The 12,531-nt window shown below is 57.0% G+C and carries 15 protein-coding genes; 5 read left to right on the top strand and 10 right to left on the bottom strand.

Going from position 1 to position 12,531, the window contains the following annotated elements:
• Positions 1–17: 17 nt before the first annotated feature.
• Positions 18–656, bottom strand: coding sequence for a MarC family protein (locus GS611_RS04315; protein WP_171632566.1), 639 nt, complete (start codon positions 654–656; stop codon positions 18–20).
• A gap of 59 nt (positions 657–715) precedes the next feature.
• The gene (locus GS611_RS04310; RefSeq protein WP_171632563.1) at positions 716–1,168 is read right to left on the bottom strand and encodes an iron-sulfur cluster assembly scaffold protein; all 453 of its coding nucleotides are present in this window, start codon (positions 1,166–1,168) and stop codon (positions 716–718) included.
• Positions 1,169–1,216: 48 nt separating this feature from the next.
• Between GS611_RS04310 and hisI the strand changes: the two genes are divergently transcribed.
• On the top strand, positions 1,217–1,606 hold the full coding sequence (gene hisI / locus GS611_RS04305; RefSeq protein WP_171632561.1) for a phosphoribosyl-AMP cyclohydrolase: 390 nt from the start codon (positions 1,217–1,219) through the stop codon (positions 1,604–1,606).
• A 10-nt stretch (positions 1,607–1,616) separates the two neighbouring features.
• Here hisI and gluQRS read toward each other — a convergent pair whose 3' ends face one another.
• From gluQRS to GS611_RS04285, 4 genes are all read right to left on the bottom strand, one after another.
• Entirely contained in the window at positions 1,617–2,498 is an 882-nt protein-coding gene (gene gluQRS / locus GS611_RS04300) for a tRNA glutamyl-Q(34) synthetase GluQRS (protein WP_171632558.1), read from the bottom strand.
• Positions 2,495–3,109, bottom strand: coding sequence for a class I SAM-dependent methyltransferase (locus GS611_RS04295; protein WP_171632555.1), 615 nt, complete (start codon positions 3,107–3,109; stop codon positions 2,495–2,497). The genes gluQRS and GS611_RS04295 overlap by 4 nt, the downstream gene beginning before the upstream one ends.
• Before the next feature lie 37 nt (positions 3,110–3,146).
• On the bottom strand, positions 3,147–4,487 hold the full coding sequence (trmFO, locus tag GS611_RS04290) for a methylenetetrahydrofolate--tRNA-(uracil(54)-C(5))-methyltransferase (FADH(2)-oxidizing) TrmFO (protein WP_171632553.1): 1,341 nt from the start codon (positions 4,485–4,487) through the stop codon (positions 3,147–3,149).
• A gap of 253 nt (positions 4,488–4,740) precedes the next feature.
• Entirely contained in the window at positions 4,741–5,526 is a 786-nt protein-coding gene (locus tag GS611_RS04285; RefSeq protein ID WP_171632551.1) for an enoyl-CoA hydratase, read from the bottom strand.
• Positions 5,527–5,584: 58 nt separating this feature from the next.
• Between GS611_RS04285 and GS611_RS04280 the strand changes: the two genes are divergently transcribed.
• Complete coding sequence (locus tag GS611_RS04280) at positions 5,585–6,028, top strand: PaaI family thioesterase (protein WP_171632549.1); 444 nt, start codon at positions 5,585–5,587, stop codon at positions 6,026–6,028.
• A 61-nt stretch (positions 6,029–6,089) separates the two neighbouring features.
• On the opposite strand, the gene GS611_RS04275 is transcribed toward GS611_RS04280, so the two are convergent.
• Positions 6,090–6,317 (bottom strand): DUF1127 domain-containing protein, encoded by a 228-nt coding sequence (locus GS611_RS04275; RefSeq protein WP_171632546.1) that lies wholly within the window; start codon positions 6,315–6,317, stop codon positions 6,090–6,092.
• Between the two features lie 99 nt (positions 6,318–6,416).
• On the opposite strand from GS611_RS04275, the gene GS611_RS04270 reads away from it, so the two are divergent.
• Entirely contained in the window at positions 6,417–7,820 is a 1,404-nt protein-coding gene (locus tag GS611_RS04270; RefSeq protein ID WP_171632543.1) for a PLP-dependent aminotransferase family protein, read from the top strand.
• A gap of 3 nt (positions 7,821–7,823) precedes the next feature.
• Here the strand turns inward: GS611_RS04270 and GS611_RS04265 are convergent, their stop codons facing one another.
• Positions 7,824–8,189 (bottom strand): nuclear transport factor 2 family protein, encoded by a 366-nt coding sequence (locus tag GS611_RS04265; RefSeq protein WP_171632540.1) that lies wholly within the window; start codon positions 8,187–8,189, stop codon positions 7,824–7,826.
• Positions 8,190–8,432: 243 nt separating this feature from the next.
• On the opposite strand from GS611_RS04265, the gene rplM reads away from it, so the two are divergent.
• Complete coding sequence (rplM, locus tag GS611_RS04260) at positions 8,433–8,891, top strand: 50S ribosomal protein L13 (RefSeq protein ID WP_171632537.1); 459 nt, start codon at positions 8,433–8,435, stop codon at positions 8,889–8,891.
• A 6-nt stretch (positions 8,892–8,897) separates the two neighbouring features.
• Positions 8,898–9,383, top strand: a complete 486-nt coding sequence (gene rpsI / locus GS611_RS04255; RefSeq protein WP_152457951.1) for a 30S ribosomal protein S9 — start codon at positions 8,898–8,900, stop codon at positions 9,381–9,383.
• A gap of 70 nt (positions 9,384–9,453) precedes the next feature.
• Here rpsI and GS611_RS04250 read toward each other — a convergent pair whose 3' ends face one another.
• Together GS611_RS04250 and GS611_RS04245 are read right to left on the bottom strand one after the other, a co-directional pair.
• Positions 9,454–10,614 (bottom strand): ABC transporter substrate-binding protein, encoded by a 1,161-nt coding sequence (locus tag GS611_RS04250; RefSeq protein ID WP_152457952.1) that lies wholly within the window; start codon positions 10,612–10,614, stop codon positions 9,454–9,456.
• A gap of 25 nt (positions 10,615–10,639) precedes the next feature.
• The gene (locus GS611_RS04245; protein WP_171632534.1) at positions 10,640–12,526 is read right to left on the bottom strand and encodes a long-chain fatty acid--CoA ligase; all 1,887 of its coding nucleotides are present in this window, start codon (positions 12,524–12,526) and stop codon (positions 10,640–10,642) included.
• Between the last annotated feature and the right edge of the window lie 5 nt (positions 12,527–12,531).

Here is a 12,531-nt window from a genome sequence, read left to right as displayed (position 1 = left end):
AAGGTGCGGCGGTTTTTTTACAACTGGCCGGTTTTGAAAATCTCAAGCAATGCGGACAGAACCGAATTGACCGCGACCGAGGCCAGGATCATCCCCATGATACGGCTGATGATCGCTGCTCCTGAATGGCCAATCAGGCGGATGATCGGTTCGGCCAGAAGCATGAGAACAAAGGCGACTACCAAAACCGACAGCATGACCAATGCGGTAATCCCCTGATCGGCTGCACTGTATCTATGGTTGTCCGTCAGGATCACCACTGCAAGCATCGCGCCGGGCGAGGCCAGAGATGGAACAGCAAGAGGAAATATCGCGGGATTCTGCTTGTGATACTTATCTTCCTGATCCTCTTCGGCCTGACGCTGTTCTATGTCTTGTTTGCTTTCACCAAAGATCATGGTCAGAGCGAACAGAAACAGGATGATGCCGCCTGCGACCTGAAATGAATTCAGTCCTATATCCAGCGCCTCGATCAGCAATTGCCCAAACACGAGAAAGAACAAAAGGACACCGGCGCTTATCAATGACGCCAACAGCGCTGTTTTGCGACGGGCGGCGGCCTCTAGCCCCGCAGTGACGGCAATAAAAACGGGAATAGTTCCAATCGGGTCAATCACGACCCAAAGAGTGACAAAATGCTCGAGTAGATTTTCCAAAACCCATCCCTCCTTAAATTTAAGCGGAAGGTAAACGGGTTTACATCAAATAGCTATGATCAGGCGCAATCTGCCTGCTCGGCCTGCGCCATGGCTTCGACGGCGGCATCCAGCACCAGCAGGATTGAAGCGTGGCGGTTCTTGTAGTCCCGCGCCGGCATCAAGACCTCAAGACCGTCAAACGGCGCATCCGGGGCGGGGCCATCCTTTTTTAACATGGCCGCAAGCTGATCGCGCGCTGCTTCGACTTGCGCGCGTGTGGCACCAATGATCGCGTCGCCAACCACCGAAGCAGAGGCCTGTCCCAGCGCGCAAGCTTTGACGTCCTGACCGAAGGCGCTGACACGTCCATCCTGAACCTTCAGATCAACGGTCACGGTAGAGCCGCAAAGAGGCGAGCGTTTCTTGACTGTTGCATCCGGATCTTCCAACCGGTCCAGATGCGGGATGTCGGCCGCCAACGCAAGAATGCGTCCGGAATACAGCTTGATCAGGTCGTTCTCGCCGCTCATGGCTTTCCCTCGTCGTGTGTTCCTCATACATAGTGGCCAACCCAACGGATGCAAAAGGTTTTTGTCATGTCTCACCCCGTCGCGTTTGATCCATCGACTCTGAAATATAACGAGGCGGGACTGATTCCGGCAATTGCGCAGGATGAGGTGTCGGGCGAAGTTCTGATGATGGCTTGGATGAACGCACAGGCCGTTGAAAAGACACTGGAAACGGGCAGGGTGACCTATTGGTCGCGCTCGCGTCAGTCTTTCTGGATCAAGGGCGAAACCTCGGGTCATGTGCAGGAACTGGTGGATTTCCGCATCGACTGTGACCGCGATTGTCTGTTGGTTCTGGTGCGTCAAACCGGTGCTGCCTGTCACACCAACCGCCGGACGTGCTTTTACACTGCGGTGCGGGACGGGGCCGAGACCGAACTGATGGCCCCGATGGCGTAACCGAGCCAGATCAAAGCCCCACCATATGCCGGACGTCTGCCGGGCTGGCACCGTCGGCCCGGTATTTCGCGATGGCACGCGCATCGTCGCGTTTCGCCAGTCGTTTGCCGGCGTCATCGCGGATCAGATCGTGGTGGTAATATGCAGGCGTCGGCAAATCCAACAGCACCTGAAGCAGCACATGTATGCGGGTGGCTTCGAACAGATCCTGACCGCGAACCACATGGGTGATCCCCTGGGCCGCGTCGTCAAGAACGACGGACAAATGGTAGGACGTGCCCATGTCTCGGCGGGCCAGAACGATATCGCCGACACTGGTTTCCATCTCATCCGGGGTGAACGTGACTGTACCTGTTTCGCCATCGGGGCCGGTGCCCAGTTCCATGAATTGGAATCTGGCCGGATCGTGGATTGTTCGACAGGCCTTGGCAACATCCAGTCGCAAGACTTGGTCCTTTGGGTGAGGATTTTGGCTTAAGTCTATACCTATGTTAGCTTTTCGGCACGTTCCGGGATAGATAATTCCGTCTGGCCCAAGCAATGGCGCGCCTTCCTGGGGGGCGCTTGCGGCGGCGGCAATATCTTTGCGATTGCACAGGCAGGGATACAGAAGACCCTTCTTCCACAGCCGGTCCAATGCTCGATCATAGATACTCAGCCGGTCTGATTGACGCAGCACCGGCTCCGGCCATGTCAGCCCCAACCAATTGAGGTCATCGTAGATCTGATCCTCCCAATGCAGACGCGAGCGGGACCGATCGATATCTTCGATGCGCAGCAAGAACTGGCCGTGTTCGGATCTGGCCATGTCGCTAGCGATCATCGCAGAATACGCGTGCCCAAGGTGAAGCGGGCCAGTCGGGGATGGCGCGAAACGCGTTACGAAAGTCACGCTTTTTCTAATACATACACGTCAGAGTTAAGGTTGATGCCGGGCATGTGCGGCCCGTATTCGCGAAATAGCAAACGTGCGGCACCCATGTCGACCCAATCCGTCAGTCGGCAGGTGAATTTGTGATCTGACAGCGCATGGTCGTTCAGGGAATACGCCAGCAACCCACCTTTGGGCAAGGCGTGCATCAACTGGTCGAATGTCTCGGGCGGGGCCGCGCCCTGACCGATGACACCGATGGCGGTGATCACCGAATACGCACCGCGCCTGAGCGGAGCCGGTTTGGTGATGTCAAACCCGGTCAGGGTTCTGTAAACACTCTTGGCCGCTGCCTCTTCCAGCATTTTGGGGGTGGGGTCGATACCATCGATGACCTCAAATCCCGCCGCCCGCATGGCGAGTCCGGAAAGCCCCGTTCCGCAGCCGAAGTCCAGAATCGGCGTTTGGGGGTGAGGGTGGAATTGCCACAAAGCCGCGGCCACCCGTCCCGGGGTTGCATATCCTTGTTCCGCGACCTCTTTTTCGTAGGTCGCGGCCCAGTTCTGATAATGCGTTTCAGTGTCTTCAGGCGTGTCGAGTTTGTAGGTGTTGTCCAGGAACTTGTCGCTCATCCCGTCATGCTAGGCCGAGATCACGCCGCGCGTCCAGTCAGCATTGATCCAACCAGGTTTGCCATTCTGTCTTGGCACGATCGGTATAGGCCTTGTACCGGTCTTTCCGGCCGCGCCGCCCGCCTTTCAGGCCGTCCACGGGGCGGAACAGGCCAAAGTTTACGTTCATCGGCTGAAACGTCTTGGCTTCGGCCCCGCCGGTAATGTGATGGATCAACGCACCCATTGCACTGTCTTTGGGCACTTCGGGCAAGTCACGCCCCTGTATTTCCGAGGCGGCCATGCGACCGGCAAGCAATCCCATTGCGGCACTTTCAACATAGCCTTCGACGCCCGTAATCTGCCCGGCAAAGCGGATGTTGGGCTTGGACTTCAAGCGCATCTGTGCATCGAGCAGGGTAGGAGAGTTGATGAACGTGTTGCGGTGGATGCCGCCCAGCCGGGCAAAGCTGGCGTTTTCCAGGCCGGGGATCATGCGGAACACGTCGGTCTGGGCGCCGTATTTCATCTTGGTCTGAAACCCCACGATGTTGAACAATGTGCCCAATGCGTTATCGCGCCGCAACTGAACCACGGCATGGGGTTTGACGTCAGGCGCATGAGGGTTTGTCAGCCCAACAGGCTTCATCGGACCATGGCGCAGTGTCTCACGCCCGCGTTCGGCCATGACTTCAATGGGAAGGCAGCCATCAAAATAGCCTGCGGTCTCACCTTCGTGAAACTCGGTTTTTTCCGCTGCCAGAAGGGCGTCGATGAAAGCCTCGTACTGATCACGGCCCATCGGGCAGTTCAGGTATGCCGTGCGTTCTTCCTCGGTTTCGCCTTTGTCATATCGGGATTGCATCCACGCTTTGCTCATGTCGATGCTGTCGGCATAGACAATGGGCGCGATTGCATCGAAGAAAGCCAGCGCGTCCGATCCCGTTTCCGCCCGGATGGCTTCCCCCAATGCGGGTGAGGTCAACGGGCCGGTCGCAAATATCCAATGGCCGTCATCAGGCAGCGAGGTGACTTCCTGATCGGTGATGCTCACGCGTGGGTGGGCGCGGAGTTTTGCGGTGACCGTTTCGGCAAACGGGTCGCGATCCACGGCCAGAGCCCCCCCGGCAGGAAGCCTGTGTGCGTCGGCGGTTGTCATGATCAGCCCATTGGCTGCTCGCATTTCCCAGTGCAGCAGACCGACAGCATTCTGTTCATCATCATCCGATCGGAACGAGTTCGAACACACCATTTCCGCCAGGTTTCCTGTCTGATGTGCGAAGGTGCTAACGGTGGGACGCATTTCATGAATGATCACGTCAACGCCCATTTCAGCGGCTTGCCAGGCCGCTTCGGACCCGGCCATTCCACCGCCGACGATATGCAAAACTTGTGTCATGTGCAGCCACATAGGGCACCGCACACACAGGCGCAACTGCCGTATTGTATCTGACTGATTTGCTGGAGGGGTCTTGGGGTCGCCGCTGCGGGAATGTCAGCGCTGGTGAGAGAGACCAGCTGGAGGGACCTTCCGCCCACGGCGACCCAAAAGTGTCTTGAGGCCTTGGCCTCGACCCAGCTTTGCCACAGAGTTGCCCTTTTGAAAAGTGCAAAAATGAAGACAGTGGCAAAAAATGTTCAAAACAATTGCGTCATTGGGTCCAATTCGGGGGGCGCTTTTCAATAAAGGCGGAAATGCCTTCTTCTGTATCGCGGTACAACATATTCTGCGCCATTGCGTCTCCGGTATAGGCATAAGCCTGATCCAAAGGCATTTGCAGCTGTTGATAGAACGCTTCCTTGCCGATCTTCACGGCCATGCCAAGCTTGGATGCGACCAGTTCCGCAAGCCCGTTGGCTTCTTGTTCCAGCAGCGCTTCAGGAACGACGCGATTTACCAGCCCCAATTCGGCGGCGCGCTCTGCTGAAATGAATTCGCCGGTGGTCAGCATTTCAAATGCCTGCTTTCTGGGGATGTTGCGGCTGAGAGCAACCATCGGCGTGGAACAGAACAGGCCGATATTGACCCCGTTGACGCCAAACCGCGTTCCTTCTGCGGCCACCGCCATATCGCAGGTTGCAACCAGTTGACATCCGGCGGCGGTCGCAATGCCATGGACTTGCGCGATAACGGGTTGCGGCAGGGACTGGATCGACATCATCATCTGGGCGCAACGGGAAAAGAGATCTTGAAAGTAGGCCTTGCCACCATCTTCGGATTGGCGTCCGGCCGTCATCTGCTTCAGGTCGTGCCCGGCGCAAAACGCCTTTCCTGCCCCTTTCAGGACCACGGCCCGGATCGAGCTGTCGTCGCGCAGTGTATCAAGTTCGGCTTGCAGTGCAGCCAGCATCTCATCACTTAATGCGTTCAGCCGGTCCGGGGCGTTCAGTGTCAGCCGTGCCACCGCGCCCGTGTCGTAACGTTCCAGAATTGCCATCTTGCCCTCCATTCCCAAGTTGGGCCAACTCTAGGTCGGCAAGAGCAGGAGGGGAAGTATGGCTTTGGCAATGAACCGGGACGAACTGTCACAATACCTGAAACAGGTGTTCCCGCAGGTGCACAAGGATTTCTTCGTTGAAGATTTGACCGAAGATACGATCACCATGCGCCTAGTGGTTCAGAATCAACATCTGCGCCCCGGGGGCACGGTTTCCGGCCCGTCGATGTTCGGGCTTGCCGATGTCAGTGTCTATGCGATGGTTTTGGCACGGAAAGGGCGCCAGTCACTGGCTGTTACCACCAACAGTTCTTTTGATTTCCTGCGCAAGCCGGAAGGCGGCGCCGATATGATTGCGGCCTGTCGTTTGTTGAAGCTGGGAAAAACACTGGCCGTTGGGGATGTGCTTTTATACTCGGAAGGCAGTGATCTTCCGGTTGCACGGGCAACGATGACCTATTCCCTGCCGCCAGCAGGGTCCGCTGCCGCGAATTTCGGATAAAAAAGGCCGGGGACAGGCCCCGGCCCAGGAAGAGGTCCCAATAATTGGGACTGGGGATCAGTCAGGGCTGCCAGAAAAAGCGCTTTGTTTCCCAGCCAGCCTGATGGCGGGTCAGCCCGACGTCCTGAAGCAGACGGTCATCCAGATAGCTCAGATTGACGCGACTGCGGCGACGGCGTTCCCATTGAGTGACCGCCGCCGCAAACCGCACGGCCAGAGCCGCGAGCAGAGGCAGCCGTGGGCTGTCGTTCAGCAGCAGAAGGGCGGGGGTGTGCATTGTGCGTGTCATCTCGGAATTCCTTTCAAATTGTATTGACACAAAACAGTATTGCTTGGTACATAAGTTTGATACATTCGAAATTGTGTCAAAGGCAAAGGAAGAATTGTAATGGATACAATTTGGCCGGACGCTCTGCCAAAATCCAAGGGTCCGAAATACACATTGGTTGCTGACGCAATAAGAAAAGCTATTGGTGACAGGAAATTAGATGTTGGCGCCAAGCTTCCGCCGGTTCGTGAGCTGGCGTATCGCCTGCAAATCACACCTGGTACAGTCGCACGTGCCTATACGATCCTGACCGACGAGGGCTTGCTCCACGCCGAGGTTGGGCGTGGTACATTTGTGGCCCCGCCGAAATCACCGATTCTGGATGATGTCTGGGCCAGGCAACTGCATCTGAGGGAAGACAAGTACAACGCCAATGTCAGCCTGTTCAGCCCGCGTTTGCCGGATGCGGGGCAGGTCGCGCTTATCCGGGAATGCCTGCAAAAGGTTTCGCAAGCTGATCCCGGCCTGTTTCTGAATTACCCCACGCGGGACGCGTATATACCCATGAGGCAATCGGTCGTGGATTGGCTGTCGGATTTGCCGCTGGGCCCGCTGACCCATGATGACATCGTCTTGACCCATGGCGGGCAGAACGGATTGTGTCTGGTGTTCCAGACCATCCTGCGCGGACCCAAGCCTATCGTGTTGGTTGAAGATCTCTCTTACGCCGGGTTCCGTCGGGCCGGAGAGTTGATGCGCGCCGAAGTCATTGGCGTCAAGATGGATAAATGGGGCATCGATCCGGCGTCGATGGATCATGTTTTGCGGCAAACCAATGCTCAGGCCGTTTGCGTTTCGCCAGAAGTTCAGAACCCCACCGGCATCCACACGCCGCTGGAACGCAGGAAAGAGGTCGTGGACGTCGCCCGGCGCTTCGACCTTCAGATTGTGGAAGACGATTGCTATCGCATGGGAGAGGCGCGTGAACCCAGTTATCGCGCGCTTGCCCCCGAGCGGGGTTGGCACGTGTCGTCCATTTCAAAGATACTCACACCCGCTTTGCGCGTTGGCTTTGCCATTGCCCCAAAGGATCGCAGCGTCGATCTGCGCCGATCGGCCGAATATGGGTATTTTGGCCTGGCTCAACCCTTGGCCGAACTGACCCGGCTGCTGCTGTCGGATCCGCGTACCCGCCAAATTGCACAGGATGTGCGCAAACGGATGGGCGATTATGTTCGGATCACCGTCAACGCGCTGGGTGGGTTCGATCTGAACTGGGCACCGGATGTGCCTTTTGTCTGGCTGAACCTGCCATCGGGGTGGCGGTCTGCCGCGTTCAGCCGCGCGGCAGAGCGGGAAGGCATTCAGCTCAGATCAGCGGATGAGTTTGCCCTGCGCGACGGGCGTGCTCCAAACGCAGTGCGCATCGCAATGAATGGTCACGTTTCGTTGGAACGGTTCGAGGACGCAATGCTGAGGTTGCGCGCTTTGCTGGACAATCCGCCTGAACAGATCAGCGTCTAGCATTCAACTCAGCGGCGGCGGGTCGCCAAAGAATCCGGCCAGATGGGCAATTTTTCCGTCCTCGTCCAATCGAATGAAATCATGCCCGGCCACCATGATTGCGCCGTTCGGGGCCACCATATGCCAAGTGAAGTGGACGACATCATGGTGCGACACAGGGCTGCTGGTGATTTCGACACGCCCATTCGAATTCAAAAGGACTTCGCCGATATGTGTACTCAACCGCTCACGGCCTGAAACATCGGCTGTCGGATCCACGTACCGACCGTTTTCCACAAAGCACTGGGTCAGAAGCGCAAGCCGTTTTTCGGCCGACTTTTCCTGCCAGGCCGCGCCATAGTTTTCAATCGTGCGCATCAATTCCTGCATTCGACCCTCCGTGGTTGGGCATGATCAATTCCAACCGAGTGTATCAGAGTGTCGAAATTGGGGCGATCTCGGTGCTGAAAGCGTGGGGTAAAATAATACCTATTTAACAAGCCATTGTTTTGAAACGTTTTAAATGGCGTTTGGTCGCTTGACGTGGCGGTCATGGGTGTCTAGATACGCATCCATCGAATTCGGGCCGCCTCGCTTGGGGCGGTCTTTCACATCAAACAGGACTATCCTGCCATGAAAACCTTTTCTGCAACACCTGCAGACATCGACAAGAAATGGATCCTGATCGACGCCGAGGGCGTTGTTATGGGCCGTCTTGCGTCGATCGTCGCCATGCGTCTGCGTGGCAAGCACAAAGCGTCGTTCACCCCGAACATGGACATGGGCGACAACGTCATCGTAATCAACGCTGACAAGATCCAGATGACCGGCAAGAAGCGCGAAGAAAACTTCTACTGGCACACTGGCCACCCGGGCGGCATCAAGTCGCGCACCAAACAGCAGATCCTTGAGGGCGCACACCCCGAGCGCGTCGTGACCCAGGCGGTCAAGCGCATGCTGCCGGGCAACCGCCTGTCGCGCAAGCAGATGACCAACCTGCGCGTTTATGCCGGTGCCGAGCATCCCCACGAGGCGCAAGCGCCCGAAGTTCTGGACGTCAAGTCCATGAACAAGAAAAACACCCGGAGCTAATGACCGATGGCTGATCAGATCAATACTCTCGAAGAGCTGAGCGCCGTCGCAGGCGTTGAAACCGTGGCCGAAGAAGTCATCGTGCGTGAACCCGTACGTGACGAGCTGGGCCGTTCGTACGCCACCGGCAAGCGTAAAGACGCTGTTGCCCGCGTTTGGATCAAGCCGGGTTCCGGCAAGGTCACCGTGAACGGCAAAGACCAAGACGTCTATTTTGCACGCCCCGTTCTGCAACTGATCCTGCGCCAGCCGTTTCAGGTTGCTGGTGTCGAAGGCGAGTTCGACGTTGTCGCCACTGTCAAAGGTGGTGGCCTGACCGGTCAGGCCGGTGCGGTCAAGCATGGCATCTCGAAAGCGCTGCAACTGTACGATCCCAACCTGCGCGGCGCTCTGAAAGCTGCTGGCTTCCTGACCCGCGACAGCCGCGTTGTGGAACGTAAGAAATTCGGTAAGCGCAAAGCCCGCCGTTCGTTCCAGTTCTCCAAGCGTTAATTCGCCGGGAACACCCAACAAAGAAAGGGCTCGCAATTGCGAGCCCTTTTGCATTGTGTTGCGGGAAATTTTATTCTTCGTAGACGAGCTTCCACGCACCGTTTTCAACGACATTGACGAACACGGTATCCGCGCCCTGATGGTCGTCAGGACCATAGGTGATGTGATTGCCGACCAGATCGTCCTGATAGTCCAGTGACTCCATCGCTTCGATAAAGCTGTCATGGGTCAGGTCAGGGCCCGCGGCTTCAAGCGCTTTGACCATCATTTCGGCAGCGGAATAGCCCAACATGGCAAATCCAACCGGATCTTCGCCGGTCGCGGCCTTGTATTCTTCGATAAATGCCGCCGGGGCAGGTTGATCCGCACGCGCCCAAAGATCCTGCCACGAGGCTGCTGCATAGAACCCGTCAGTCACTCCACCAGGAACCTGTGCCACGACTGTCAGGAAACTGGCCGAAGTCCCAAGGAACTTCATGTCCGTCAGGCCCATCTTCTTGGCCGTGCCAACTACGGTGATCGCCTGACGCACCCCAAGCGCCATGGTGACGATATCGCAGCCTTCTTCCTTGAGCTTGCTGAGCGACCCGACAAAATCCGTCTCATCCGGTTTGTGGGTTGTTTCAGATCCAAAAGCGATCCCGGCTTCTTCGGCACCGGCCTTGCTGCCTTCAAGAATTTCCTCGCCAAAATCTGTTGGCAGATACATGGTGCAGACCGTCTTTGATCCAAATTCTCCGGCCAGGTATTTCACACCGACACGCGCCTGATCATAGTAGGTCGAGAAAGACGTGAACTTGTTTCGCATCGGCTCTTGCAACATCTGACGCGCAGCGGTCAGAGGTGCCACGTTGGGAATTCCCTTGGGATCCAACAGCTTGAACCCAGCCATGTTCATCGGCGTGCCAAGCGATTGCAGCATGGCGAACACCTTGTCGCGGTTCAGCAGTTTGTTGTAGCCCTGCATCGCACGCGGCATCTGGTATCCGTTGTCCTCGACCACATAGCGGATTTTGCGCCCGTGTATGCCACCGGCTTCGTTCACCCGGTCGAATACCACATTCGCACCTTTGGTCGCCGGGACACCCACCGCGGCAAAGATGCCGCTCAGGTCGTTGACGGACCCGATGACAATCTCGTCATCCGTCACGCCCTGCGTCTGAGCCCAACCGATGCTTGCCGAGGCGGTCAACGCCGTGGCTGCGGCCAGCCATTTGAATGACTTCTTCATCTTTCTCCTCCCGAAAACTCTTTGGCTAAGTGTACATGTCTTCAATCAGATGTCCGTGTTTCTTTTCGACCAGGCCGCGTTTCAGCTTCATCGTGGCGGTAAGCTCGTCATCCTCGGCGGTCAGCAGAACGTCGATCAAGCGAAAATCCTTGATCTGCTCGACCCGTGCGAATTCCTTGTTCACCGCGGCCACTTCGGCGCCGATCAGTTCTTTGACTTCGGCCGCGGCGCAAAGCGAGGCAAAGTTCGAGAAAGGGATTTTCTGGTCCTGCGCATATTTTTCGACATTTTCTTGATCGATCATGATCAGCGCCGTGAGGTATTTGCGCCGGTCGCCGATGATCACCGCGTCCGAGATGTAATGGCTGAACTTCAGCCGGCTTTCGATTTCGGCCGGGGTGATGTTCTTGCCGCCGGCGGTGATGATGATGTCTTTCAACCTGCCGGTGATGGTAACGTACCCGTCCTTGTCGATACGTCCCATATCGCCGGTGCGCAGCCAGCCATCGGCAGTAAAGCTTTCCGCCGTCTTTGCGTTGTTGCGCCAATAGCCCTGAAAGATGTTCATGCCCTTGAGTTGAATTTCACCCTCGTCCGAGATGCGGATATCGCACCCCGGGACGACCTTGCCGATGGTTCCGATCTTGTTGCTTTCCACAGTGTTGAGTGTGGCAAGGCCGGACGTTTCGGTCATGCCGAAGCCCTCGACGATCGGCACGCCGATGGCCCAGTACCATTTCAACAAATCCGCCGAGATAGGCGCAGCACCCGTGCCACCCCGGCGCAGTTTGTCCAAACCGAGCATCCGGCGCAAATTCTTCAGAACCAACTGATCCCAAACCCAGAACCGGGCTGCGATGGCGGCGGGAACGGGTTTTCCCGAACTCACGTACCCGGCCCGCCGTGCGCCGGCCTTCAGGGCAAGACCGTATGCCATTCGACCCAACGGCGTTGCATCCTGCGCCAGGATTTGCACATGCGCATAGATCTTTTCCCAAACTCTCGGCACTGCCGTGAAGGTCGAAGGCGAGACCTCTTGCAGATTTGCAAAGACCGTCTCAGGGCTTTCCGCGAAATTCACCGTGCAGCGGGCGGCCAGCGGGAAATAGACGGATACGTCGCGTTCCAGGATATGGCAGAGCGGCAGAAAGCACAGTTGTTCGTCACTGGCCTGTGTTGGCAATGACCAGGCACCGGCCTCGATGCCGGCCAGGATGTTTTCATGGCTTAACATCGCACCCTTGGGCTGGCCGGTGGTGCCGGATGTATAAACCAGCAAGGCTGTATCCTGAGGTTTGGCCAATGCGATTTCGGCCTCGAACCGTCCCGGATCTTCCTGTTCGGCCTGCTGGCCCAAAGCGTAAAGATCGTCGATCATCATGCAGCGCGGATGGGTCAGGTCGTGCAAGCCTTCGTCTTCCAGAATGATCACCTTGATCAGATCCGGAACTTGATTTTCGACTTCCAGAAACTTGTCCAGATGCTCTTCGTCCTCGACGATGAGGAACTTGCTGCCACTGTCGTTGACCAGATATTGCAGTTGATTGGCCGAATCCGTGGTGTAGACGCCAGAAGAAATGCCCCCGACGCACTGAATGCCCATATCGAACCACATCCATTCCTTGCGGTCCTCGGACAGGATTGAAACAACGTCACCGCGTTCCAGGCCCAGCTTGCGCAGGGCAAGCCCGATCCACTTGGCGTGCTGCCAGTAGTCGGCCCAGGAATATGACTTCCAGATGCCCAAATCCTTTTCGCGATGGGCTGTACGATCCCCCAGTTCCGCGCAACGGTGTTGAAACAGCATGCTGATGGTGGTGCACCCATCCACGCGCAACGGGCGTTGTCCGGGGGTTGCATTCAGTTCAACGCCGTTGATCTTGACCTGCGAGGCGAGGGGCGTGGCATCCATCTTGC

This window comes from Ruegeria sp. HKCCD6119, from assembly GCF_013110585.1.
Taxonomy (GTDB): Bacteria; Pseudomonadota; Alphaproteobacteria; order Rhodobacterales; family Rhodobacteraceae; genus Ruegeria.
This window is presented reverse-complemented; position numbering and strand designations above follow the sequence as displayed.